Origin of the sequence: Nocardia barduliensis (genome assembly GCF_013315795.1) — a bacterium.
GTDB classification, from domain to species: domain Bacteria; phylum Actinomycetota; class Actinomycetes; order Mycobacteriales; family Mycobacteriaceae; genus Nocardia; species Nocardia barduliensis.
In genome coordinates, this window is the sequence record NZ_JABLTE010000013.1 from 16314 (window position 1) to 40352 (window position 24039).

The window sequence follows — 24039 nt, forward strand, 5'->3', positions numbered from 1 at the left end:
TAAAGACTCGGAGAGGCGGCACATCCCAGTAGAATTCGGCTGGTGGTGATACCCAATCAGCCCATCGGTCAGACGGTCGAGCATCCGAACGCGACGGCGGTGTTGTTCCTCGGCGCGGCGAGCGTCCTCTGCTGCGGGGTGCTGGGGCCGGTGGCGTGGGCGCTGGGGCGGCGCGCGCTCGACCAGATCGAGGAATCCGGCGGCGCGTTCAGTGGTCGCGCCCAGGTGATGGTCGGCTACATCCTCGGCGTCATCGGCACCATCCTGATGATCATCTTCGCGGTGCTGTTCCTGCTCATCCTGCTCGGCGGCAACGCCTGAGCAGCGGGGCGCCGCCGGACCGAGTGGGCAAGCGGTAGCGCGCGGCCACGGGGCGGCGGGACGGAGGTTCGTGCACCACGCCGTGCTGTGGCAGGCAGGGGCCGTAGTTCGGGCCGGAGGCCCCTCCACGGCGCTGTACTCGGCTGAGCGGGGTGTTGCCTAGTCCAGGCTGGGCCGTTCGCGCTCTGCGCCGTCCCAGGCGGGCCATTCCGTGCTGACGCTGCCGGACCAGCTGGGCTGTCTGCGATCCCGGAAGGCGGCCATGGCCTCGCCGCCGTCGATGCTCTTGCTCGCGTGCTGGTTCAGCTCGGTCTCCAGCTGCCCGACCACGGTGGGGCTCATCCCGAGCCCCTCCCAGAGCAGCCGCTTGGATAGCGCCACCGGTAGCGGTGCCGATCCGTTGGCGATGTCGTGCGCGACGGCCAGCGCGGTGGGCAGCACCTCGCCCCCGGGTAGCGAGCTGTTGGCCAGGCCCATCGCCTTCGCCTCGTCACCGTCGAACGTGCGCCCGGTCAGCATGATGTCGGCGGCGTTGGCCATGCCGACGAGCCGGGGTAGCGTCCAGTGCGCGTAGCCGTCGGCCAGGACACCGCGGCGGACCTGGTTCAGCCCGTAGACCGCGTCGCGCGCCATGTACCGCAGGTCGCACTGCAGGGCCAGCGCCAACCCGATGCCGACGGCATGGCCGTTCACCGCCGCGATCACCGGTTTGCGCACCCGCCACGGCGGCGGATCGATGGTGGCGCTGACCTCGCCGACCCGATTGGACAGGTCGGCGCCCGCGCAGAACGCGGGCGGGGTGCCGGTGACGATCACGGCACGAATGGCGTCTTCCGCGTCGCAGCGCTGCAACGCGGCGCCCAATTCGGCGGCCATCGTGGGGGTGAAGGCATTTTGCTGCGCGGGCCGGTTGAGCGTGAGCACGGCGACGCCCCGGGAGACGTCGACGTGCAGTTCCGAACTCATGCCACAGGATGTTAGCCGACGGAGGCGGACCTCACCTCGGGCCGAAAGTCCTCTGCTATCCGCGCAGGACTTTGCGCCCGATAGCGTACTTGTGCACCTCGGTCGGACCGTCGTAGAGCCGGAAGGCGCGCATGTCGCGGAAGATCATCTCGACCACGGTCTCGTCGCTGATGCCGATGCCGCCGAGCACCTGTACGCACCGGTCGGCGACCTTGAACAGCTCCTCGGAGACGAACGACTTGGCGATCGAGCTCTCGTGCCGGGCCTTCTCGCCGTTGTCCATCAGCCAGCACGCGTGCCAGATGGTCAGCCTGCACTGGTGCAGCGCGATCTCGTTGTCGGCCAGCATGAACGAGACGCCCTCGTGTTCACCGATCGGCTTGCCGAAGGCGGTGCGGGTGCGCGCGTGCTCGACCGCGATGCTCTGGGCTCGTTCGGCGGCGCCCAGCCAGCGCATGCAGTGGGTCAGGCGGGCCGGGGCGAGCCGGAGCTGGGCGTAGCGCAGCGCCTGCCCCGCCTCACCGAGCAGCGCCTCCCTGGGCAGCACGAGGTTGTCGAAGCGGACAACGCCGTGCCCGGCGACGTAGTTGCGGTCCATCGTGTTCATCGTGCGTTCGATGACGATGCCGGGCTCGTCGCCGTCGGCGAGGAACAGCGTGGGGCCCTCGGGCAGGTGCGGGTTGGCGGCCAGCCGCGCCATGATGATCCAGGTCTTCGCGCCGTTGGCGCCGGTGATCAGCCATTTGCGGCCGTTGATGGTGAAGTTCGCGCCGTCGAAGGTGGCCGCGGTGGCCAGCTGGGCCGGGTCGGAGCCGGCCCCGTCGGGCTCGGTCATGGCGAAGACCGAGCGCTGGTGGCCGGCGATCACGGGAACCAGGTAGCGCTGGACCTGGTCGGGGTCGGCCACCTTGGACAGCAGGAACATGTTGCCCTCGTCGGGAGCCGCGCAGTTCATCGCGACCGGGCCGAGCGTGGACCAGCCCGCCGCCTCGTAGATCACGGCTTGCTCGATGTGGGTCAGTCCGCGCCCGCCGAGCGCTTCGGGCGCCTGCACGGTGAGCAGCTTCTCGGCGCGGGCGAGTTCGACCAGTTCCTGCCGCAGCTCGTCGGTCGGGCCGTGCGCGGTCAGGCGCGGGTCCCGCTCGTACGGGACGATCTTGTCGATGACGAACCGCCGTACTCGGTCGCGTTCGGCGGCGAGTTCGGCGGGAATCGCGAAGTCGATCATCGTTGGTCACCATTCGTTCGGGGGCGCGATGGGACGAGCATACGAAAGCATGCGTGCATGACTGAAGGCGGCTGCCATCACAGGGTGCGTCCGTTGTGCTCAGGGGTATTTCCGGACGACGCTTCCCGCGGATCACCGTCTGCGGCACTGCGCGGGCTCCGGGATGCGCCAGGTGGCGCAACTACGTCGGAGAGCGGTCTCAGCGGGCGCGGGCGAGCTTGCGGTTGCGGTTGCCCAGCAGGCGGCAGGCGAGGTAGACCAGGAACGAGATGGTGGTGACGAAGGTCGACACGGGAACGCCCGGCGCGAGCGAGAGCAGGATGCCGCCCACGGCGGCCACCTCCGCGAACAGCACGGCGAGCAGCGTGGCCCGGATCGGGTTCGCCGTGAGCTGGGCGGCCGCGGCGGCCGGGGTGATCAGCAGGGCGAGGACCAGCAACGCCCCGACGATCTGGACGCCGAACGCCGCCGTGATACCCAGCAGCACGGCGAACACGATGGACAGCCCGCGCACCGGGACGCCGCGCGCCACCGCGACTTCCGGGTCGGAGCTGGCGAACAGCAGCGGCCGGTAGACGAACGCGAGCACGGCGATCACTCCGGCGGTGCAGACGGCGAGCAGGCCGAGGCCGTTGTTGCCGACGCTCACCACCTGACCGGTCAGCAGGGAGAACTTCGAGCCCGCCCGATCGGGGCCGAGCCACAGGAACAGCACCGAGAGGCCGAGGCCGAACGAGAGCACCACCGCGATCACCGAATCGCGCTCGCGCGCCCTGGTACCGAGCAGGCCGAACAGCACCGCCGCGACCACCGACCCCGCGATGGCGCCGAGACCGACCCCGATACCGGCGAGCAGCGCGGCGGCGGCCCCGGTCAGGGACAGTTCGCTGGTGCCGTGCACGGCGAAGGACATCTGCCTGCTGATGATCAGCGGACCGATCACCCCGGACAGCAGCCCGAGCAGGGCCGCGGCGAGCAACGCCTGCTGCACGAAACCGTAGGACAGCAGGTTCGCCGTGGTGCCGAAGTCCAGCATCTTGCCGAGGACGCCGGAGAGCTTGTCGATCACGAACGCACTCCGCTTTCATCCGGATCCGCGGACCGGGCCGGGCGGTTGCCGTTACCGTCCGCCAGGTCGGTGGGAACGTGGGGGACCGGGTCCGGCGCGGTCACCCCGCCTGCGAATTCGTCGCCTGCCGGACCGTGGCAGTGACCGCCCGCCGTGCCGAGCGCGTCCATGGTGTCACCGGTGCCGACGACGACCAGGCGCCCGCGTACCCGCAGTACGTCGACCTCGGTGCGGTACAGCTGCGAGAGCACCGCCGAGGTCATCACCTCCTCCGGCGTCCCGATCCGGAACCGGCCGTCGACCAGGTACAGCACTCGATCCACCAGCGGCAGGATCGGATTGATCTCGTGCGTGACGAACAGCACCGCGGTGTCGTGGGTGCGCCGCCTGCGATCGATCAGCTCGGCGACCAGTCGCTGATTCGCCAGGTCCAGGCTGAGCAGCGGCTCGTCGCACAGCAGTACCTTCGGATCGCCGACCAGCGCCTGCGCCACCCGCAGGCGCTGCTGTTCGCCGCCGGACATGGATTCCAGTGGCGCGTAGGCGAAATGCTCCGCGCCGACGTCGGCGATGGCCGCGGCCACCTTGCGCTTGCGTTCGGCCCGGGAGCGCAGGCCGAGTCCCCAGCGATGCCCGTCGACGCCCAGCCCGACGAGGTCGACGCCGCGCAACTGCACCCCGGCGTCGATCGTCTTCTGCTGCGGCACGTAGCCGATGTCGGGATTGCCGGCGCGAGCGGGCGAGCCCGCGATCCGAGCCGTGCCGGAACTGAGGGCGAGCTGGCCGAGCAGCACCTTCAGCAGCGAGGTCTTGCCCGACCCGTTCGGGCCGAGCACCGCGACGAATTCACCGCGGGCGACGCTGAGATCCAGCCCCTCCCACAGCGTTCGGTCGCCGAACGACAATCGCGCCGCCTCCAGGCGTACCGCGGTCGAGTCGGCACCGATGCCCGGTCGCCGCTCCACCCGGTCGGTGTGCTCGGTCAGCGCGGCTCCCTCGTTCATCGGCTCAACCCAGTGCGGCGGCCAGCGCCTGCGCGTTCTTCGTCTGCCACTGAATGTAGTCCTGGCCCTCGGGGAGGGTTTCGGTCACCTCGACGATGGCGACACCCGCGTTCTGCGCGGTGCCGCGCAGGTCTTTGGTGATCTTGTCCTGGGTCTGCACGTTGTAGATCAGCGCGCGGACCCGCTTGCCGCTGAGCAGATCCTGGGTCGCCGCGACGGCCGCGGGCGCCGGATCGGTCTCCTGCTCGATGGCTTCCTGGAACTCGTGCGGCGTCAGGTCGTCGGCCCCGGCGGCGGCGAGGAGGTAGTGGGCGAGGGGTTCGGTCTGCAGCACCGGCGTTTTCGGGTGCTCGGCGGCGAGTTTGCCGGTGATGGCGGTGACCGCGCCGAGCTTGTCCTTGAACGCCGTCGCGCGCTCGGTGTAGGCCGCGGCCTTGTCCGGGTCGATTTCACCGAGCTGGGCGGCGATCCGGTCGGCCACCACGCCGACGGTGCGCACGTCGTACCAGACGTGTTCGTTCTCGTCGCTCTGGTCGGCCCGCAGGGAGAACGCGTCCACCGTGCGCTTGTTCGTGCCCGCGACCGCCTTCTCGGCGAACTCGTCGTAGCCGCCGCCGTTGTAGACCACCAGGTCGGCATCGGTGAGCTCGGCCGACTCGACGGCGGAGGTCTCGTGCGAGTGCGGGTCGGCGGACGGATCGGTGATCAGCGATCGGACGGTGGCGTCGGAGCCCGCGACGGTGGCGGCGATATCGCCCCAGACGTCGGTGGAGGCGACGACGGTCGGTTTGCCGTCGTCGGTGGAGCCGCCGCAGCCGGTCAGCGTCAGGGCGGAGGCGACCCCCACGGCGATGCCTGCGCAAGTGATGGCGAATCGGGTTCTCACGTGGGGGTACTCCTGGCAGTGCTCTAGATCATAATGGAAATCGTTGCCGTTTAACTCTAGCAGGGGGCGTCAAACGGTAGGATGCGACGCCCGCCGGGGAAGTGAAATGCGAAGGGCCCGTGAACGATTCCTCGTTCGCGGGCCCTCGGCTGGTAGCGACCGTCAGACCAGCGCGGCCTCCACCGGCTGTCCGAGCAATTGCGCGCAGCGCAACAGGCCGAGATGGCTGTACGCCTGGGGATGGTTACCGAGCGAGCGTTCGGCTACCGGGTCGTACTCCTCGCTGAGCAGCCCGGTCGGACCGGCGACGTCGACCAGCTGGGCGAACAGCGCCTCGGCGTCCGAGCGCTTCCCGATCAGCAGGTACGCCTCGACCAGCCAGGCCGCGCACAGGTGGAATCCGCCCTCGCCGCCGGGCAGACCGTCGTCGTGGTGGTAGCGGTAGACGGTCGAACCGCTGCGCAGCTCGGCCTCGGTCGCCACGACGGTCGCCGCGAAGCGCGGGTCGGACGGGTCGATCAGGCCGCTCAACCCGATGTGCAGCGTCGCCGCGTCCAGGTCGGTGCCGTCGTAGGCGGCGGTGTAGGACTGCACCTCGTCGTTCCAGCCCTTGGCCTTGACCTCGTCGGCGATGGTGTCGCGCAACACCGGCCAGGCCGGATCGGCCTCGCGGTCGAACTTCTGCGCCAGGGTCAGCGCCCGGTCGACGGTCAGCCAGCCCATCACCTTCGAGTACACGTGGTGGCGCGGGTTGCCGCGGATCTCCCAGATGCCGTGGTCGGGCTCCTGCCAGCGCCGCTGCACGGCCGAGACCATGGCGCACACCAGCTCCCAGTCGGCGTCGGGCAGCACGCCCGCCGGATCGGTGACGCCGCGCAGCTCCCTGGCGTGCGCCAGGGTCGCGATGAGGTCGACGATCGGACCGAAGACGTCCAGCTGGACCTGCATGTTGGCCGCGTTGCCGACGCGTACCGGGCGAGAGCCCGCGTAGCCGGGCAGCTGGTCGATCGAGGCCTCCGGCGGCAGCGTCTCGCCGTACAGCGTGTACAGCGGGTGCAGACGCTCGGGGCCGGGCAGCGTCTCCAGCACCCGGTGCACCCAGCCGAGGTAGTCCTCGGCCTCGGTGAGCGAGCCAAGCGAAACCAACGCCTGCGCGGTCAGCGCCGCGTCGCGCAGCCAGCAGTAGCGGTAGTCCCAGTTGCGCACGCCGCCGATGTCCTCGGGCAGCGAGGTGGTGGCCGCCGCGAGGATCGAACCGCTCGGCGCGTGCACCAGGCCGCGCAGGGTCAGCGCGGAACGCTTCATCAGGTCGGGCTTCAGCGGCGGCAGCGTGAGCTTCGAGGCCCACTCCGACCAGTACCGCTCCGCCTCCCTGCGCCGCTGCGTCTCGTCGGTCGCGGCGGGTTCCAGATCGGTGGTGCCGCAGCGTAGTTCGAGCACGACCGCGCCCTTGGACGGGTCGACCACGGCCCGCGCCGACTCGTGCGTTCCGTCGGAGACGATCTCCCAGCGCACGCCGGGGGAGCGCAGCACGATCGGGTCGTTGGTGCCGTGCACGCGCAACCCGCCGTCCTGCGCTTCGAGGTTCACCGGCACCTGGCCGAACTCCGGCCTGGGCGCGAAGGTGACCACGGCTCTCGCGTCGCCGGTGATCACCCGGGTGAGATCGGTCCGGGTGGGCGCGACGTCGTGCGGCAGGTAGTCGGTGACCTGCAGGCTGGCCCAACGGGTTTCGACGGTCATCGTGCCGTCGACGTAGCGCTGCGACAGCGGCAGCCCCGGCCGCTCGGGCTCGATGGTGAAGTGACCGCCCTGCGGGCCGCCGAGCAGGTGCGCGAACACCGCGGCGGAATCCGGTTCCGGATGGCAGAACCAGGTCACCGTGGCGTCCGGGGTGAGCAGCGCGACCGAGCGCGGGCTGGCCAGCATGGTCAGCCGCTCGATGCGCGGCGCGCTCGCGCCCGCCAGCCAGGTCCGGCGCTCCTCCAGCAGGTAGGCCAGCGCCCAGGCCACGGCCTCGGTGCTGTCCACCCGGAACTTGGCCAGGCTCTCGCCGTCGCCGACCTTGATGCCGACGTCCGGGCCCGCGAGCACCCGGAAGGCCTTCTCGTCGGTGACGTCGTCGCCGAAGAACACCGCGGCCGAGGCCCCCGCCTGATGCCGGACGGTGTCCAGTGCGGTGCCCTTGTCGGTCTGCACCACGGCCAGTTCGATGACGGCCTTGCCCTCGGTGACCTGCACGCCGAACCAGCACGCCGGGCCGAGCCGGACCTGCGACAGCGCGCGATGGCCGATCTCCGGGCTGGCGTTGCGCACGTGCAGGGCGACACTGGCCGGTTTGATCTCGACGGTGACGCCTGGGTTGTCCGAGGCGATCTGGTTCAGCGCCGTCTGCACCTCTTGGAGCAGGTGCTTGGCGTCGTTATCGATCGCGTGCACGAAACCGACGTCGAATTCCGAGCCGTGGCTGCCGATCAGCTGCACCTCGACCGGCAGGCGCGACAGCGCCGCGAGATCTCGCAGCGCGCGGCCGGAGATCACGGCGGCGGTGGTCCCGGTCAGGCCGGCGAGGGCTCGTAACGCGCTCACCGATTCCCGATGGGGGAAGGCTTTGGCCGGGTCGGACACGATGGGCGCGAGTGTCCCGTCGTAGTCCGATGCGACCAGCAGCCGTGGCACGCGCGCGACCGTCGACAGTGCACGGCGAAGTTCCAGTGGCAGATCCTGTGCGCTCACGCATCCAACCTAGTGATCGGAGGAGTTTTTTCCGGGGGCGGGCAAAACAATACTGTGTTGAATTTGCCGCACAGAAGCGCGCCGGTCCGCGTGCGCACGATAACGCAGCTGCTGAACCGGTGTCCGGTAGATCTGCCCAGCTAACGGCGACGGGATCCGAGCGGGTGAGCTACGTCGCAGCACAGGGGGCCTTTCGGGCCCGGTGGGTGACCGGGCGCCGAATTCGCTCGATGTGCGCTGAGAGATCCCGGTAGAGCTTACTGGGTACGTTCGCCGAGCAGGAGGTCGACGGTCAGTTCCAAGCGTTCGGTGACGTCGGTGGCCGAGGCGCGCCGAGTCAGCCAGGCGACCAGATTGGACAGCCACACGTCGCTGATCACCCGCGCGATGGCCAGCTGACGTTCGGTGGGCTCGCCGTCGTTCATGGCCCGTGCGAAGACGCGGTCCATCACCTTGCCCACGCGATCGACCTCGGCGGCGGCGGAGGCGTCGGCGAACATGAACGCCCGGGTCATCGCCTCGGTGAGCAGCGGGTCGCGCTGCATCATCCGGGTGATCTGGGTGAGCAGCAGGTGCATGCGCTCCTGTGGAGACTGCCCGGCAAGCGGCTTGCGTTTGCCCTCGATCTGCTCGAACTCGCGCGACAGCGCCGAGACCAGCAGGTGCACCTTCGACGGGAAGTAGCGGTACAGCGTGCCGACCGCCACGTCGGCGCGCTCGGCGACCGCGCGCATCTGGACCGCGTCGTAACCGCCCTTGGACGCGAGGGCGAGGGTCGCGTCCAGAATCCGCTTGCGCCGTTCGCGCTGCGCCGCCGAACTCAGCTCGTCCTCACTGAGCGTGGTGACCGTGGCAGCGGGCCGGGCCGCGCTCGGGTCGGCTGGCTGCGATCGGGACGGACTGGCCATTGATGAAAGTCCTTTCCGGAAACGTCGTTTCGTCGGCTGCGTGCGCGGTCTCGCCGCGGCGGCGATGGTGTCTTGACTTCCGCCGGGCTAGGATATTAGAACATGTTCTAGGTGTGGGAGTCACGCCGGAAAGGCGGTATGGAGTGTGACCATCGCCACCACTGACGAGCATAAAGCCGTTCAGGAGTCGATGCGCGGATGGGCCGCCTCGGTCCGTCCGATTGCAACAATGCGAACCGGCGCGGCCGACTTCTGGCGCGCCTACTGGCCCGCACTCGCGGAGATCGGGATCTTCCGGGTCGCGGTGGCCGAGGACGCGGGCGGGGCGGGTGGCTCGGTCGCCGACCTCGCCGTGCTGGTGGAGCAGGCGGCGCACGACCTGGTCGGCGGGCCCGTGCTGGCAACGGCTCTGGCCAACCTGATCACCGCGGGAAAGCTGGACGAGGACCTGCCGTGCGGTGTCGCGCTCGACTTCGTCGTCGGTGCGACGGTGAGCGTACCCGCCGCAAGCGACGGCGTGTTGCTCACGGGTACCTGGGATTCCGTGCTCGGCGCCGCACCGGGCACCGCCGTGCTGTTGCCGGTGGACCACCCGCGCGGGCAGCGCTGGTGCCTGGTCCCGCCCGACGCCGCCGGACTGCGGGTGGAGGCGCTCGCGCCGCTGGACCCGAGCACCCCGCTGGCCCGGGTGCACTGCGCCGATCTGCGCGTTCCTCCCGATCGGGTGTTCGTCGCGCCACACGCCGCCGAGGACCTCCTCGTCGCGCTGGTCGCCGCCGAGCTGGCGGGCTTGGCGGGCTGGTGCCTGGAGACCGCGGTCGAGTACGCCAAGGTGCGCGAGCAGTTCGGCCGCAAGATCGGTTCCTTCCAAGCGGTCAAGCACATCTGCGCCTGGATGCTGTGCCGCACCGAGCTCATCCGTGCCGTCGCCGCCGACACCGCGGCCGCCGTGGACGACGGCGGCGCGGAACTGCCGATCGCCGCCGCCATCGCGGCCGCCATCGCCCTGGACGCGGCGGTCGAGACCGCCAAGGACTGCATCCAGGTGCTCGGCGGCATCGGCTTCACCTGGGAGCACGACGCGCACCTGTATCTGCGCCGGGCGACGGCGCTGCGGCAACTGCTCGGCGGCTCCGCGCGCTGGCGGGCCCGGGTCACCGAGTCGACCCGCCGCGGCCTGCGGCGCACCACCGGCGCGGACCGGGTCTTCGCCGCCGAGGGCGTGGCCGCCGACGGCGGCGCGGACGAACTGGCCGCCGAAGTCGCCCGGATCGCGGCGCTGCCCGCCGAGGCCCGACGCGACGCGCTGGTCGAGGCGGGGTTGGCCATGCCGCATTGGCCGCGGCCGTACGGGCGCGCCGCCGACCCGATGACCGGCCTGGTGATCTCCGAGGAACTGCGGCGCGCCGGGCTTTCCACGCCGGACCTGGCCATCGGCGGCTGGGCGGTCCCCACGCTGCTGCAACACGGCACACCGGAGCAGATCGAGCGGTTCGCCTGGCCGACCCTGCGTGGCGAGGTGGTCTGGTGCCAGCTGTTCAGCGAACCCGAAGCGGGCTCCGATCTGGCGGCGTTGCGCACCACCGCGAAGAAGGTGGACGGCGGCTGGGTGCTGCGCGGGCAAAAAGTGTGGACTTCGCTGGGCGACAAGGCGAATTGGGCGATCTGTCTGGCTCGCACCGATCCGGAAGCGCCCAAGCATCGCGGTATCACATACTTCTTGGTGGATATGCACGCCGCCGGACTCGAAATTCGTCCGCTGGTGCAGATAACCGGCGAAGCGCGTTTCAGCGAGGTGTTCCTCGACGACGTGTTCGTGCCCGACGATTGTGTGGTCGGCGCACTGAACAACGGATGGAAGATCGCCCGTTCCACACTGGCGACCGAACGGGTCGCGATGGGCGGCAATGGCATCGGTCCGGTACTCGAGGAACTCATCGCGAAATCGCCCGCCACCGGGCCCGGCGCCGAACTGGTGAACGACCGGCTCGGCGGATTCGTCGCCGAAGCCGTCGCCGGACTTTTGCTCGAGCAACGCGCGGCAGTGAAGTTGCTTAAGGGGGGAGACCCGGGTGCGCAGAGTAGTGTTCGCAAATTGGTCGGGGTGCGCCACCGCCAAGCGGTCGCGGAATTCGCTGTCGAGATGGCAGGGCCTTCCGGCGCGCAGGATTCCGAAGTAGTGAAGGAATTCCTGCTCACACGCTGTCTAACGATCGCTGGTGGAACTGAGCAGATCTTGCTCACCGTGGCTGGTGAGCGGATTCTCGGGCTGCCTCGCGACGCGGACAGCTAGTCGCCGACAACCGGGAGAAAACGTGGACTTCACCAGGGACGAAGGCCAAGACGCGGTGGCCGAGGTCGTCGTGAGCTTGCTGGAGCGAGAACCCGCTCGCGATATGGAATTGTGGCCGAGATTGGTCGATTCCGGACTGCTCGTCGTCGCGGTGCCGGAGCGGCACGGCGGTGACGGCATGGGGCTGCTCGAGGTGGCGGCCCTCTTGACCGAGCTGGCGACGGACGCGGTGGCGGTACCCGCCCTCCCGACGCTGGGCTTCGGCGTGCTGCCGCTGGTGGCGAGCGCGCCGGAGAGCGTCGGGGCGCGGGTGCTGCCCGACATCGCCAAGGGGACGGTGGTCACCGCGGCGCTGAGCGAAGCCGCTGCGCCGTTTACCGTCAAACCGGAGACCATCGCGGTCACCAACGGAAACACCGTGCGCATCAGCGGGCGCAAGGTCGCCGTACCCTACGCCGAGCAGGCCAGCTGGCTGCTCGTGCCGACCAGTTCCGGGATCGCCCTCGTGGACGCGCAGGCCGAAGGGCTCACGCTGACGCCAACACCGGTCTCCGGCGGCATCCCCGAATGCACCGTGCAACTGGACCAGGTGGAGATACCCGCCGAACAGTTGTGGCCGACCGGCCTGGCGGAACTGCACCGCTTGGCGCTCGCGTCCATCGGCGCAGTAGCCGACGGGTTGCTCAAGGGGGCGATCACGCTCACCGCGGAGCATCTGCGGAGCCGGCGGCAGTTCGGCAGGCCGCTGGCCGAGTTCCAGGCCGTCGCCCAGCAGATCGCGGACCTGTACGTCGTCTCGCGGACCCTGCACGTGGCCGCGGTCTCGGCGAATTGGGCGCTCGCCCAGGATGACCCGAGCCAGGAGCACCGCGAACGCACCGACGACGACCTGGACGTCCTGGCCTACACCGTCGCCGAACAACTGCCCGCGGCCATGCAGAAGTGTCATCACCTGCACGGCGGCCTCGGCGTGGACGTCACCCACCCGATGCACCGCTACTACTCACAAGCCAAGGACATCGCTCGCTGGCTCGGCGGCGCGTCGTTCCGACTCGACCGATTGGGCGCCAGATGTTCATCGACCTGACCACCGAGCAACGTCGCCTCCGCGAGGAATTGCGTGCCTACTTCGCCGATCTCGTGACTCCCGAGGAGGAGGCCGAGATGGCGGTGAACCGGCACGGCGACGCCTACCGCGCCGTGGTGCGCAGGATGGGACGCGACGGCTGGCTCGGCGTGGGCTGGCCCAAGGAATACGGCGGCCAGGGCTTCGGACCGGTCGAGCAGCAGATCTTCTTCAACGAGGCGGTCCGGGCCGACGTCCCGCTGCCGCTGGTGACGTTGCTGACCGTCGGCCCCACCCTGCAGCAGTTCGGCACCGCGGAGCAGAAGCAGCGGTTCCTGCCCGGCATCCTCGCCGGCGACATCCACTTCGCGATCGGCTACTCCGAGCCGGAGGCGGGCACCGACCTCGCCGCGCTGCGCACGTCGGCGGTGCGCGACGAATCCGGGGATTGGATCGTCAACGGACAGAAGATCTTCACCACGGGCGCGCACGAAGCCGACTTCGTCTGGCTGGCCTGCCGCACCGGCTCGGTCGAGTCGCGCCACCGCGGCATCACCATCCTGATCGTGGACACCACCGACCCCGGCTACTCCTGGACGCCGATCATCACCTGCGACGGCGCCCACCACACCAACGCGACCTATTTCGACAATGTGCGCGTTCCGGCCAGCATGCTGGTCGGCGAGGAGAACCGGGGCTGGAAGCTGATCACGACGCAGCTCAACCACGAGCGGGTGAGCCTGGGTCCGTCCGGCAAGATCGAGCAGCTCTACGACCGGGTGCGCGACTGGGCGCAACCGCGCGGCGTGCTCGCCGAGACGGACGCGCGGCGCGCGCTGGGCCGCATCCACGCCATGGTCCGGCTGAACGAACTGCTGAACTGGCAGGTGGCCGGGACCATGGACGGCGACCAGTCCCAGGTGATCGCCGACGCGTCGGCCACCAAGGTCTACTCCACCGAATCGCTGCAGGAGGCGGGCAGGCTCGCCGAGGAGATCGTCGGCCGCTACGGCGACCCGGCCGACCCGGCCACCGGCGAACTGCTGACCTGGCTGGATCGCAGGACCAAGCAGAACCTGGTGGTCACCTTCGGCGGTGGCGTCAACGAGGTGATGCGCGAACTGGTGGCCTCGGCCGGTCTGCGGTTGCCGCGAGTACCCCGATAACGAGTGAAGGAGCCGCGCGTGCCGGACACCACTACTCCGGAAGCGATCATCGCCGCCGCCGAAGCGATTCGGGCGGCGGGCGAGAGCGCGCCCCGTTTCGGGCGGGACCCGGTGAACCAGCCGATGATCAACAACTGGATCGAGGCGCTCGGTGACGCCAACCCGATCTACGTGGACGAGCAGGCGGCGCGCGCCGCCGGACATCCCGGCGTCGTCGCGCCGCCCGCGATGGTTCAGGTGTGGACCATGTTCGGGCTGAACGGCTCCCGGCCTGCCGACGACCCGATGGGGGCGGCCACCGAGCTGCTCGACGCCGCGGGTTACACCTCCGTCGTAGCCACGGACTGCCGGCAGACCTACCACCGCTACCTCAATGTCGGTGAACAGATCTCGGTCACCAGCACGCTGTCGGACATCCGCGGCCCGAAGCGCACCGCGCTGGGCGAGGGGTGGTTCGTCACCTTCCAGACCACCTGGCGGGTCGGCGACGAAGTGGTGGCCGAGATGCTGTTCCGGCTGCTGAAGTTCGCGCCGGGCGCCGCTGCGCCGGAACCGGCCGCGGGCGAGCGGGTGAAGCCACTGGTCTCCTGGGACACCGAATTCTTCTGGGAGGGGACCAGAGCGGGCGAGTTGCGCATCCAGCGGCTGCCGGACGGATCGCTGCGGCATCCGCCCATCCCGGCCATCTGGCAGGACAAAGCGAAACCGACCGATTACGTCGTGGCCTCCGGGCGCGGCACCGTGTTCAGCTACGTCGTGCACCACGCGCCGAAGGTGCCCGGACGGCGGCTGCCGTTCGTGGTGGCGCTGGTCGAATTGGAGGAGGGTGTGCGCATGCTCGGCGAATTGCGCGGCATCGACCCCGCCGAGGTGCGGGTCGGCCTGCCGGTCGAGGTGGGCTTCGAGAAGCTCGACGACGAGGCGACCCTGCCGGTGTGGCAGGTGGTCGCGTGAGCGGGCAGGCCAGGAGGAAGCAGCGGAGTGTGACCACGCATGGCCCCGCTCCGGCGAGAGAGGAGGCACTGTGAGCGCCGCCGTGGAACCGGTGGACGTGCGGATCGGCACGGTGCTGCCGGAGCTGGTGATCGACGTCGATCCCACGTTCGTGATCAGCACCGCGCTGGCCACCCGAGATTTCCAGGACGTGCACCACGACCGGGACAAGGCCGTCGCCCGCGGGTCCAAGGACATCTTCGTCAACATCCTCACCGACACCGGCCTGGTGCAGCGCTTCGTCACCGACTGGGCGGGCCCGCGCGCCGTCGTCAAGTCGGTCGCGCTGCGCCTCGGCGTGCCGCTGTACGCCGGGGACACGCTGAGGCTGACCGGCACGGTGACCGCGCTGGACGGCGACGACATACACATCGACGTGGTCGGCAAGGACAGCCTGGGCGACCACATCACGGCCACGGCCGTCATCGCGTTGCGGAGTTCCGATGACTGAGCAGGGACTTTCCGGCCGCGCGGCCGTCGTCGGCATCGGCGCCACCGATTTCTCCAAGGACTCCGGCCGCAGCGAACTGCGGCTGGCCGCGGAGGCGGTCACCGCCGCGCTCGCCGACGCCGGCCTGACGCCCGCCGACGTGGACGGCCTGACCACGTTCACCATGGACACCAACACGCAGGCCGCCGTGGCCAGGGCGGTCGGCATCCCGCAGCTGAAGTTCTTCAGCCACATCGGCTACGGCGGCGGCGCGGCCTGCGCCACCATCCAGCAGGCCGCCATGGCGGTGGCCACCGGCATCGCCGACGTCGTGGTGGCCTATCGCGCGTTCAACGAGCGGTCGGTGTCGCGGTTCGGGCAGTTCTCCACGGCGCTGGCCACCGCGCCCACCTCCTCGGGCGTCGACGCGGGCTGGTCCTACCCGCAGGGGCTGGGCACGCCGGCCGCGCAGGTGGCGATGGTCGCCCGGCGCTACATGCACGTCTACGGCGCCACCAGCGAGGACTTCGGCCGCGTTGCGGTCGCCGATCGCAAGCACGCGGCGGTGAATCCGGCGGCCTTCTTCTACGGCAAGCCGATCACCCTGGCCGACCATCAGAATTCCCGCTGGATCGCCGAGCCGCTGCACCTGCTGGACTGCTGCCAGGAATCCGACGGTGGCGTCGCCATCGTGGTCACCAGCGTCGAGCGGGCCCGCGACCTGCCACAGCGGCCCGCGGTCATCGCCGCGGCCGCCCAGGGTTCCGGCGCGGACCAGTACGTGATGACCAGCTACTACCGCGACGCCATGACCGGCCTGCCGGAGATGGGCTTGGTCGGCGATCAGCTGTGGGCCCAGAGCGGCCTGCGTCCGGAGGATATGCAGGCGGCCATCCTCTACGACCACTTCACCCCGTTCGTCCTCATGCAGTTGGAGGAACTCGGCTTCTGTGGCCGGGGCGAGGCGAAGGACTTCATCGCCGACGGGGCGATCGAGCTCGGGGGCCGCCTGCCGTTGAACACCCATGGCGGCCAACTCGGTGAGGCGTACATCCACGGCATGAACGGCATCGCCGAAGCCGTGCGCCAGATTCGCGGCACCTCGGTCAATCCCGTGCCCGGTCTGACCAACGTGGTGGTCACCGCGGGCACCGGCGTCCCCACGTCCGGCCTCGTCCTCACCGGCGACTGAGCCGCTTCCCACGCGGCGCTTCGCACTCGCGACGGCTGATCCGAAGACCTGTCGGCCGGTGCGAAGCGCCTCGGGTGGACGGGCGGGCGCGTAGGTTGGGGGCGGTGGTGGACCGGCATGTGGTGGACGTGCATGTGCTGTTGCTGCGCGGCGCGGAGTTGTTGCTGAGCAGGCGGCGCAGCGCGGACGAGTTCGACGGGCTGTGGCACCTGCCTGCCGGGAAACTGGAAGCGGGGGAGTCGGCGCTCGCCGCGGCGGTCCGCGAGGCCGGCGAGGAGGTCGGAGTGGTGATCGACCCGGCGGATCTGCGGCATGTCCACACCGCTCACGTCGTGGATTCCGGGCGGGAAGCCCGGGTCGGGTTGTTCTTCCGGACGCGCCGCTGGTCGGGTGAGCCGGTCAACCGCGAACCCGACAAGTCCTACGAACTCCGCTGGTTTCCTATCGCGGACCTGCCGGAAAAGCTCATCCCGTATCCGGCGGCGGGTATCCGCGGTCATCTCACCGGGGTGACCTATAGCCAGCGGGGTTGGCCGAGCTGAGCCAATCACACGCTCAGATAGGGCACGAGTAGCCGGGTGAGTTGCCGCACGCTTTCCGGTGTGTCCGGGCGCAGTGCGGTGCGGTTGCCCGCGAAGCGGTCGAAAACGGCTCCTTCGACGACGGCGACGAAATCGGCCGCCCGGGTGTCCGGATCGGGTGCGCGCATGGCGCGGAAGAGGTCTCGGGCGCGTGCGATGGAGAAGAGGCTGCGCGCGAGCCGGGGACGTAGGTCGTGATCGTCCAGGAGTTCCAGCAGCAGGGCGTGGCGGGCGATCAGGTGCGCGCGCCGCTCGGCCAGCAGCCGGTCGAGCCAGATGGCGATGGCCTCCGCGATCGCCTCGGGCGCGGCGGCGCCGGTCGGCGCGAGCGCGGCGACGGCGAAATCGTCGCGGGAGCGGGTGGTGATCCGGTCCACGACGGCCTCGATCAGCGCGCGTTTGGTGCGGAAATAGTAGGAGGCCGACCCGCCGGGCAGTCCCAGTTCGGTGTCCAGCGCCCGGTGCGTGAGCGCCCGCAGGCCCCGCGCCGCGATCAGTTCGATGGCCGTGTCGGCGAGAAGCGCCCGCCGGTCGCCTGTGGACATGATCACCCTTCCTGTCTGCGGCACGACTCGTCCTCTACAAATGTAGAGGACGAGGAGGTGTCATGGAACCCGATGTTTCGCAGTGGGATTCCGGCCAGCGGCGGGCGGCCGCGCGATTGCGGGAGTTGGTGGACCGGCGCGGACGGCCGGTGCGGCGTCATCGTGGCATCTATCTCTACGGCAGGCCGGGTCGCGGCAAGACCATGCTCATGAACCGGTTCTTCGCGGAGGTGGCCTCGGAACGCAAACGGCGGTATCACTTCCACCAGTTCTTCGCCGGCCTGCACGCCGCCGCGCACGAATCCGGCTCGATCGACGCCGCCGTGGACGCGCTGCTCGGTGCCGCCCGGCTGGTGTGCTTCGACGAGTTCCACGTGCACGACATCGGGGACGCGATGCTGATCGCGCGCCTGCTCGACGCGCTGTTCGCCCGCCGCATCGTGCTGGTGGTGACCTCGAACTACCCACCGGCCGAGTTGCTGCCCAATCCGCTGTTCCACGACCGATTCGTGCCGACGATCGAGCGCATCCTGGCGCACTTGGACGTCGTGGCGGTCGACGGCGCGGTCGACTATCGCGCCCTCGGTTCGCGTGGCGCCCGCGCCGGATTCGCGGCCGGGCGATACGTCGTGGCGCCACAGTGGCGCGCACTGCCGATTTCCGCGGCGGGCGCGTGGAATACCGCTGTGGCACAGGGGGGAACGAATCAGCGGTCGAGATATCGGTGGGCGCTCGGAGTTTGCGCGCCATTGCGACGGACGGCGGCAGGCTCGTCATCGACTTCTTCGCATTGTGCGGTGTCCCAACCTCCGCTGCGGATTATGTTGCACTGGCCCAACGTTTTCAGCGTTGGGAAATCCGAGATGTGCCGCCGCTGAGTGAAGTTCCGCCCGACTGGGCGATGCGTTTCGTGAACGTCGTGGATGTTCTCTATGACGCCGATCGTGAACTCTCCCTCGTCGCGTCTTCGGCGCTCGGCGAGCTGCTACGAGGCGTTCCAGGGGTGCCGGATATCTCACGTTTAGCCAGCCGGCTTTGTGAATTGTCCCAATCCTCGCCTGAAATCACCCGGTAGCCGCCGTCGCGACAGCTGCCCGATGGCGGCCGACCACAGTCGCAGTTCAAGAGGAGGGACTCCGAAGTATTCCATTCCATCCCGAGCGGACCGCCCGGCATGTAACTATGTGGCTGTTTTGTGCAGTACTCAGATTTGGTGGTATGCAGTGGCCAGGGCGCGAGCGCCGATATCGCGCGTGATCGTGCTGATCACGCTGCTGGCTTTTGCCGCCATCACCCTGCACGGATACATCCCAGGAATTACCGAAGCCGCGCCGCGCAGGCATGCCCCGTCCGCCTTGTCGGTCGCGCTCATGCCGGTGCTGCTCTCGGTGTCGATCGTGATCCTGCTGGCGGGCGTGATCGCCAGCCAGCACCGGTTGCCGCTGGCCATGCCGGAACCGGAACGCGAGGACGAGCGCGCGCAGTGGAGTCTCGGCCGGGCCGGTCTGGCGGTGCTCGGCGCGCTGGCGCTGCTCGCGTTGCTGATCGCGGCGGCGTCGGCTATCTACTTCATCGGCGGGAGCAAGCCCAGCGAACCGGCGCGCCCGGCAGCGCCCGCCACCACCACGGGCGCCGCGCCGGAGCCCGGAACCCAGCCACCCGCCGAATACGACCCCACGTCGGCGGAGCTGACCGGGACGGCGCTGGTGCTGGCCTCGATCGCGGCCGCGGGCCTGCTGACGGTGGCGATGAGCGGATTGGTCGTGGTCGCGGTGTCCTCCCGGCGCAAGCCCGCGCCCACCGCGGCGCCCGCGGTCGCGGCGGCGCCCACCGTGGCGGACTCGCTGGCCCGCGCGGCCGAGATGGGTCTGGCCGCGATGAACGCGCCCGGTCAGGACCCGCGCACCGCGATCATCGCCTGCTACGTCGCGATGGAGCGCGGTCTCGCCTCCGACCGCGCCGCCGCCCCGCTGATCTCGGACACGCCGATGGAGGTGCTGGCTCGCGCGTTCGAACGCGGCGCCCTGCACGACGCGTCCGCCCGCGAGCTGGTCGCCCTGTTCGAGGAGGCCAGGTTCAGCCCGCACGCCATGCTCGAGTGGCAGCGCATGCGGGCCGAGCAACTGCTGCGCATCGTGCTCGCCGACCTGCAAGGGGAGGTGCCCGCATGACCGGTGGGGCCGGAAAGGACACGGCGTGAACCGGATGGGGGTGGTGATCACCTGCGTCCTCGTCGTCGGGGTGATCGAACTGGCGGCCGTCGAGCGCGCCCGCGGGCTGGTGCTGGTCGTCGCCGGGATCCCGGTGGCGGTGGCGCTGGCCTGGCTGGTCTGGTCGCTGCTCGAGCGCGCCGAGTCCGCGGACGACGAGATCGACGATATGGAGAACGGCCCCGCGGAGATGCTGCAGCGCTGGCACGCCAGGGCGCAGATGCTCGCCGACCGCGCGGACGGCACCCGCGCCGATTGGGACCGGCACCTGCGTCCGCTGCTCGCCAGGGAATTCGAGCTCTCCACCGGCCAGCGGGTGGCGAAGAACCGCAGAGCGGTCGAGACGGCGGGTATCCACCAGTTCGGACCGGAGCTGTGGCGGTGGGTGGATCCGGCCAATTCGGCCCTTCGAGATCAGACCAGCAGGGCACCGGGACGTGCGGCGCTGGACGAGATCCTGAGCCGCCTGCAGAGAATGTGAAATGGGTTGAGGCAAGTGCGGGTACACAAATGACCATGCCGATGGACGTGACCATCCAGCGCAGCGAGGCCGTGCTCCGGGAGCTGTCCCGGGTCGTGGTCGGCAAGCAGGACGAGTTGCAGTTGATCATGATCGCCGTGCTGTCCGGTGGGCACGTGCTGATCGAGGACTTACCCGGCCTCGGCAAGACGCTCATCGCGCGATCGTTCGCGGCCGCGCTCGGGTTGCAGTTCAACCGCGTGCAGTTCACCCCCGACCTGCTGCCCGCGGATCTGCTGGGGTCGACGATCTACGACATGTCCTCCGGCCGGTTCACCTTCCGCCGCGGGCCGGTGTTCACCAACCTGCTGCTGGCCGACGAGGTCAACCGCACCCCGCCGAAAACGCAGGCCGCGCTGCTGGAGGCGATGGCGGAGGGCCAGGTCAGCATGGACGGCGAGACGTTCGTGCTGCCGCAGCCGTTCGTCGTGCTGGCTACCGACAACCCGATCGAGTACGAGGGCACCTACCCGCTGCCGGAAGCCCAGCTCGACCGGTTCGCCATCCAGCTGCGGCTGGGATACCTGTCCGAGCAGGACGAGACGCGGATGATCCGGCGCAGGCTGGAACGCGGGGCACAGCAGCCGCAGGTCAACCAGGTCGTGGACGCCAACGGACTGCTGGAGATGCGGCAATCCGTCGAATACGTGACCGTGCACCCCGACGTGGTCAGCTATGTCGTCGCGCTGGCGTCGGCGACCAGGGGACATCCTCAGGTCGAGGTCGGCGCGAGCCCGCGCGCGGAACTCGACCTGGTGCAGATGTCCCGGGCGCGGGCACTGCTGCTCGGCCGCGACTACGTGATCCCCGAAGACGTCAAGGCGCTGGCCGTGCCCGCCATGGCGCACCGGATCACGCTGCGGCCGGAGATGTGGGTGCGCCGGATCCGGGGCGAGGACGTGATCACCGAACTGCTGCGCCGTCTGCCGGTCCCGCGCGCCACCGTGACATGAGGCACCGCGACGCCAGCTCCGCGGTCGACGCCGAATTGCGGTGGCGGCCGGCACCGCTGGTCTTCATGCTCGCGGGCTGCGCCGCGGCGGCTCTGGTGCTGGCGGTGATCCTCGGCAGGTGGCAGCTGGTCGTGTTCGCCGCTCCGCTGCTCGGCGTGCTGGCCACCGCGCCGTGGCAGCAGTCCTCGACCAGGATCCAGGTCGACGGCGGCGGCACGCTGCGCTGTTTCGAGACCGAGGAAGTGGTGCTCACCGTGGCCGCTTTCGTGGAGAAGGGGCACGCGCTGCTGCGCCTGAAACCGGAGCGTTCGACGGGGATGGGCATCCAGGTCGAGGAGGCCAGCGATTCCGGCGTGGCGCCCGCCGGGCTGCGGCTCGCGCTCTCGGCGGGCCGGTGGGGGCGCTATCCCGTGTCGGTGCGGGTCTCGGCGCTGAGCCCGGCCGGGCTCGCGGTCGCCACCGCGGTGCTGCCCGCGGGCCAGCTGTTCGTGTACCCGATCACCGATCCGCAGCGCATGCGCCTGCCGCGCACCGAACTTCCCGAGCGGCTCGGCACCCACTTGACCCGCAGGCACGGTCCGGGCGTCGAGTACGCCGACATCCGCGCCTACGCGCCCGGCGACCAGTTGCGCATCGTGAACTGGCCGGTGAGCGCGCGGCGCGGGCGGCTGTACGTCACCGAGCGGCTGACCAACCGCTCCGCGGACGTCGTGGTGCTGGTGGACACCTCCCAGCAGGCGCCGGGACCGGCCACCGACTCGCTGGAGCTGTCGGTGCGCGGCGCGGCGCAGGTGGTGCAGTCGACCTTGCAGGCGGGCGACCGCACCGCGGTGGTCTGCCTCGGCCAGGCGCCGCGCTGGCTGCGGCCGGACATCGGACGCCGCCAGTTCTACCGCATCGTCGACACCGTGCTCGACGTCGGCGACGAGCACATTCCGACCACCGGCACCCTCGCGCCGCACGCGGCGGTGCCGCTCGGCGCGATCGTGGTGGCGTTCTCCACGCTGCTGGACACCCAGTTCGCGCTCGCGCTGATCGATCTGCGCAAGCGCGGGCACGTCGTGGTCGTGGTGGACGTCCTGCGCGGCACGCCCTTCCACGCGGACCTCGACCCGACCCTGGCCAAGATGTGGCAGCTCGAGCGCGCGGCGATGTACCGGGACATGGGCACGGTCGGCGTCGACATCGTGGCGTGGCCGGAAGACGCGCGTCTGGATCAGATCATGCGGGTGCTCCCCGAGCACCGCAGGACGGTACGGGTGCGCCGATGACCAGATTCCTCGCCGTTCTCTCCGGGGTGCTGCTGGTGGCGTCGGTGGCGCTGCTGGAGCCGTGGGTCGGTCTGCCCGCGCTGCTGCTGGTGGCGCTCGGCTGGTGGTTCCGTCCGCTCGCGGTCTGCGCCGTGCTGCTCGCGCTCGGCGTGCTGGCGATCGCCGACGCCGGGGTGCTCGCCTCCGCCGCGACGGGATTGGTGGCCACCACCTATATGCTCAACGCCGCGACGGTGACCGCACCGCACGGCGTGGTGCCGACGACGATCCCCTCGGTGACCGGCGCCGTCGGCTTCACCGCGGTCGCCGTCTGCGCGGCCCTGGTCCCGGTGCGCCTGGCCTGGGCCCCGCTGGCCGCGCCGATTCTGGTCGTGGTGCTGTACGCGCTGGTGATCCAGGGCGTCGCCGCCCGCCGCGGACGCGGCGACCGGGAACTTCCGGTGTCGGGCGGAATCTGACCGCGCCAGCAGGTCAGGAGGCCAACCGATCCGCTATCTCCGCAACGGGTCCACTCAGGAACCTGCGGCCGGAGTGATGATTTCCGGCACAACGGACCGCGGATCGCGAAGTCAGGAACCCAGGAACGGCTTACCGGTTGTCAGCAGATTGTGCAGAAGGCCCAGCAGGAAGTCGATCAGCAAGGTGGCGTCCTTTCATGACCGGCGTCTCTTGCGCCGCTCTCCGGACCCTTTCATGAGTTCCGATCCGCGGACGAAGTCTGGTGTACCCAGACCTGGGGACGTCGAGCTGACCTCGATCTTGCGCCGGGCCGTAGCCCGGCGTGATCGGGTTCGGACGTTCCGTGGAACTCCGCGTCAGGCGGGCCGGAAGCGCAGGGTGACATCGCTGAGGACCGGTGCCTCCTCGCGTTCGACCACGGTCGCGGAGATGGTCAATTCGTCGCCTTGCCGCCAGATCCGGGTGCGGATCGTCTCACCCGGGTAGAGCACGCCGGCGAATCGGGCGCGAAACCCGGTGACGCGGCTCGCGTCGGAGTCGAGCACGGTGTCGGTCGCGGTCTTGCAGACGATGCCGTAGCTGCACAACCCGTGCAGGATGGGCGCGGGAAACCCGGCGGCGCGAGCGAATTCCGGATCGGAGTGCAGTGGGTTGCGATCGCCGGACATCCGGTAGATCAGCGCCTGCTGCGGCAGCGTGGGCGTGGTGACGTCGAAATCCGGGTCACGGCCGGGCAGTTCGGACTTGTTGCTGGGCCCGCGCTCACCGCCGAAGCCGCCCTCGCCCTTGGCGAAGATGGACGAGCGCTCGGTCCACAGCGGGGCTCCGTCGGAGCCGGTGACCGTGTGCTCCTGCACGATGACCGCCGCCGAGCCTTTGTCCCACACCTCGGCGATCCGGCTGACTTTGGTCGCCTTGCCCGCGGCTGGAATCGGCCGGTGCACCTCGACCTCCTGATGACCGTGCACCACCTTCGCCAGGTCGATCTCGATCCCGGGGAAACTGACCCGCGGCGGCTCGGTCTCGTGCACGGTTGCCGCCACGGTGGCGAAGGTGGGCAGCACCTGGGGTTCCCGATCGTCGAGATAGCGCAGCTCGGCCGGGTCGGTCCAGCGTGTACCCGCGCCCAGGCCCAGCTGGTAGAGCTGCACGTCCGAGGGGGTCCAGGCGAACTCTCGGCTCGGCAGTTGCGCGCCGAGCGCGATCTTCGGGTCGATGGGCATCAGTTCTCCTTGTGCATGA

At 69.9% G+C, this 24039-nt stretch carries 22 protein-coding genes and 2 pseudogenes; 15 read left to right on the top strand and 9 right to left on the bottom strand.

The features are described 5' to 3' along the window. Nucleotides 1-42: 42 nt before the first annotated feature. The gene (locus tag HOV91_RS08365; protein WP_174184856.1) at nucleotides 43-321 is read left to right on the top strand and encodes a DUF4190 domain-containing protein; all 279 of its coding nucleotides are present in this window, start codon (nucleotides 43-45) and stop codon (nucleotides 319-321) included. 159 nt (nucleotides 322-480) lie between these two features. Here the strand turns inward: HOV91_RS08365 and HOV91_RS08370 are convergent, their stop codons facing one another. The 7 genes and pseudogenes from HOV91_RS08370 to kstR form a co-directional block, all read right to left on the bottom strand. Beyond that, nucleotides 481-1287 carry an enoyl-CoA hydratase/isomerase family protein gene (locus tag HOV91_RS08370; RefSeq protein ID WP_174184857.1) on the bottom strand — a complete coding sequence of 269 codons (807 nt, stop codon included), beginning with the start codon at nucleotides 1285-1287 and terminating at the stop codon, nucleotides 481-483. Between the two features lie 55 nt (nucleotides 1288-1342). Beyond that, the gene (locus tag HOV91_RS08375; RefSeq protein ID WP_174184858.1) at nucleotides 1343-2515 is read right to left on the bottom strand and encodes an acyl-CoA dehydrogenase family protein; all 1173 of its coding nucleotides are present in this window, start codon (nucleotides 2513-2515) and stop codon (nucleotides 1343-1345) included. A gap of 199 nt (nucleotides 2516-2714) precedes the next feature. Continuing rightward, the gene (locus HOV91_RS08380; RefSeq protein WP_312884520.1) at nucleotides 2715-3584 is read right to left on the bottom strand and encodes a metal ABC transporter permease; all 870 of its coding nucleotides are present in this window, start codon (nucleotides 3582-3584) and stop codon (nucleotides 2715-2717) included. 143 nt (nucleotides 3585-3727) lie between these two features. Next, nucleotides 3728-4588, bottom strand: a pseudogene (locus HOV91_RS08385) (metal ABC transporter ATP-binding protein); the annotation flags it as partial. Nucleotides 4589-4592: 4 nt separating this feature from the next. Next, nucleotides 4593-5474, bottom strand: a complete 882-nt coding sequence (locus HOV91_RS08390) for a metal ABC transporter solute-binding protein, Zn/Mn family (RefSeq protein WP_174184860.1) — start codon at nucleotides 5472-5474, stop codon at nucleotides 4593-4595. 162 nt (nucleotides 5475-5636) lie between these two features. Beyond that, nucleotides 5637-8210, bottom strand: a complete 2574-nt coding sequence (otsB, locus tag HOV91_RS08395) for a trehalose-phosphatase (protein WP_174184861.1) — start codon at nucleotides 8208-8210, stop codon at nucleotides 5637-5639. 257 nt (nucleotides 8211-8467) lie between these two features. Next, complete coding sequence (kstR, locus tag HOV91_RS08400; RefSeq protein WP_174184862.1) at nucleotides 8468-9118, bottom strand: cholesterol catabolism transcriptional regulator KstR; 651 nt, start codon at nucleotides 9116-9118, stop codon at nucleotides 8468-8470. A gap of 145 nt (nucleotides 9119-9263) precedes the next feature. Here kstR and HOV91_RS08405 point away from each other — a divergent pair, with 145 nt between their 5' ends. The 7 genes from HOV91_RS08405 (at nucleotide 9264) to HOV91_RS08435 (ending at nucleotide 16800) form a co-directional block, all read left to right on the top strand. Continuing rightward, entirely contained in the window at nucleotides 9264-11411 is a 2148-nt protein-coding gene (locus HOV91_RS08405) for an acyl-CoA dehydrogenase family protein (RefSeq protein WP_174184863.1), read from the top strand. 22 nt (nucleotides 11412-11433) lie between these two features. Continuing rightward, nucleotides 11434-12498, top strand: a complete 1065-nt coding sequence (locus tag HOV91_RS08410) for an acyl-CoA dehydrogenase family protein (protein ID WP_174184864.1) — start codon at nucleotides 11434-11436, stop codon at nucleotides 12496-12498. Then, complete coding sequence (locus HOV91_RS08415) at nucleotides 12483-13643, top strand: acyl-CoA dehydrogenase family protein (protein ID WP_174184865.1); 1161 nt, start codon at nucleotides 12483-12485, stop codon at nucleotides 13641-13643. The genes HOV91_RS08410 and HOV91_RS08415 overlap by 16 nt, the downstream gene beginning before the upstream one ends. An 18-nt stretch (nucleotides 13644-13661) precedes the next feature. After that, nucleotides 13662-14597 (top strand): bifunctional MaoC family dehydratase N-terminal/OB-fold nucleic acid binding domain-containing protein, encoded by a 936-nt coding sequence (locus HOV91_RS08420; RefSeq protein ID WP_174184866.1) that lies wholly within the window; start codon nucleotides 13662-13664, stop codon nucleotides 14595-14597. 70 nt (nucleotides 14598-14667) lie between these two features. Further along, nucleotides 14668-15087, top strand: a complete 420-nt coding sequence (locus HOV91_RS08425; RefSeq protein WP_312884521.1) for a MaoC family dehydratase — start codon at nucleotides 14668-14670, stop codon at nucleotides 15085-15087. Then, complete coding sequence (locus HOV91_RS08430) at nucleotides 15080-16258, top strand: lipid-transfer protein (RefSeq protein WP_174184867.1); 1179 nt, start codon at nucleotides 15080-15082, stop codon at nucleotides 16256-16258. The genes HOV91_RS08425 and HOV91_RS08430 overlap by 8 nt, the downstream gene beginning before the upstream one ends. Before the next feature lie 104 nt (nucleotides 16259-16362). Next, nucleotides 16363-16800, top strand: coding sequence for an NUDIX hydrolase (locus HOV91_RS08435; RefSeq protein WP_174184868.1), 438 nt, complete (start codon nucleotides 16363-16365; stop codon nucleotides 16798-16800). Nucleotides 16801-16805: 5 nt separating this feature from the next. On the opposite strand, the gene HOV91_RS08440 is transcribed toward HOV91_RS08435, so the two are convergent. Beyond that, the gene (locus HOV91_RS08440; RefSeq protein WP_174184869.1) at nucleotides 16806-17384 is read right to left on the bottom strand and encodes a TetR/AcrR family transcriptional regulator; all 579 of its coding nucleotides are present in this window, start codon (nucleotides 17382-17384) and stop codon (nucleotides 16806-16808) included. A 62-nt stretch (nucleotides 17385-17446) separates the two neighbouring features. On the opposite strand from HOV91_RS08440, the pseudogene zapE (HOV91_RS40470) reads away from it, so the two are divergent. From zapE (HOV91_RS40470) to HOV91_RS08470, 7 genes and pseudogenes are all read left to right on the top strand, one after another. After that, nucleotides 17447-17926: pseudogene (gene zapE / locus HOV91_RS40470) on the top strand (cell division protein ZapE); the annotation flags it as partial. A gap of 182 nt (nucleotides 17927-18108) precedes the next feature. Then, nucleotides 18109-18459, top strand: a complete 351-nt coding sequence (gene zapE, locus HOV91_RS40475) for an AFG1/ZapE family ATPase (protein WP_312884522.1) — start codon at nucleotides 18109-18111, stop codon at nucleotides 18457-18459. A gap of 178 nt (nucleotides 18460-18637) precedes the next feature. Beyond that, a complete protein-coding gene (locus HOV91_RS08450) occupies nucleotides 18638-19555 on the top strand; it encodes a DUF4129 domain-containing protein (protein WP_174184870.1) in 918 nt (305 codons plus the stop codon). A 34-nt stretch (nucleotides 19556-19589) separates the two neighbouring features. Continuing rightward, a complete protein-coding gene (locus HOV91_RS08455; RefSeq protein ID WP_174184938.1) occupies nucleotides 19590-20075 on the top strand; it encodes a hypothetical protein in 486 nt (161 codons plus the stop codon). Nucleotides 20076-20104: 29 nt separating this feature from the next. Next, nucleotides 20105-21067 carry an AAA family ATPase gene (locus tag HOV91_RS08460; RefSeq protein WP_174184871.1) on the top strand — a complete coding sequence of 321 codons (963 nt, stop codon included), beginning with the start codon at nucleotides 20105-20107 and terminating at the stop codon, nucleotides 21065-21067. Next, nucleotides 21064-22338 carry a DUF58 domain-containing protein gene (locus HOV91_RS08465; RefSeq protein WP_174184872.1) on the top strand — a complete coding sequence of 425 codons (1275 nt, stop codon included), beginning with the start codon at nucleotides 21064-21066 and terminating at the stop codon, nucleotides 22336-22338. The genes HOV91_RS08460 and HOV91_RS08465 overlap by 4 nt, the downstream gene beginning before the upstream one ends. After that, the gene (locus HOV91_RS08470) at nucleotides 22335-22796 is read left to right on the top strand and encodes a hypothetical protein (protein ID WP_174184873.1); all 462 of its coding nucleotides are present in this window, start codon (nucleotides 22335-22337) and stop codon (nucleotides 22794-22796) included. The genes HOV91_RS08465 and HOV91_RS08470 overlap by 4 nt, the downstream gene beginning before the upstream one ends. 357 nt (nucleotides 22797-23153) lie before the next feature. Here HOV91_RS08470 and chsH3 read toward each other — a convergent pair whose 3' ends face one another. Further along, a complete protein-coding gene (gene chsH3, locus HOV91_RS08475) occupies nucleotides 23154-24020 on the bottom strand; it encodes an enoyl-CoA hydratase ChsH3 (RefSeq protein ID WP_174184874.1) in 867 nt (288 codons plus the stop codon). Between the last annotated feature and the right edge of the window lie 19 nt (nucleotides 24021-24039).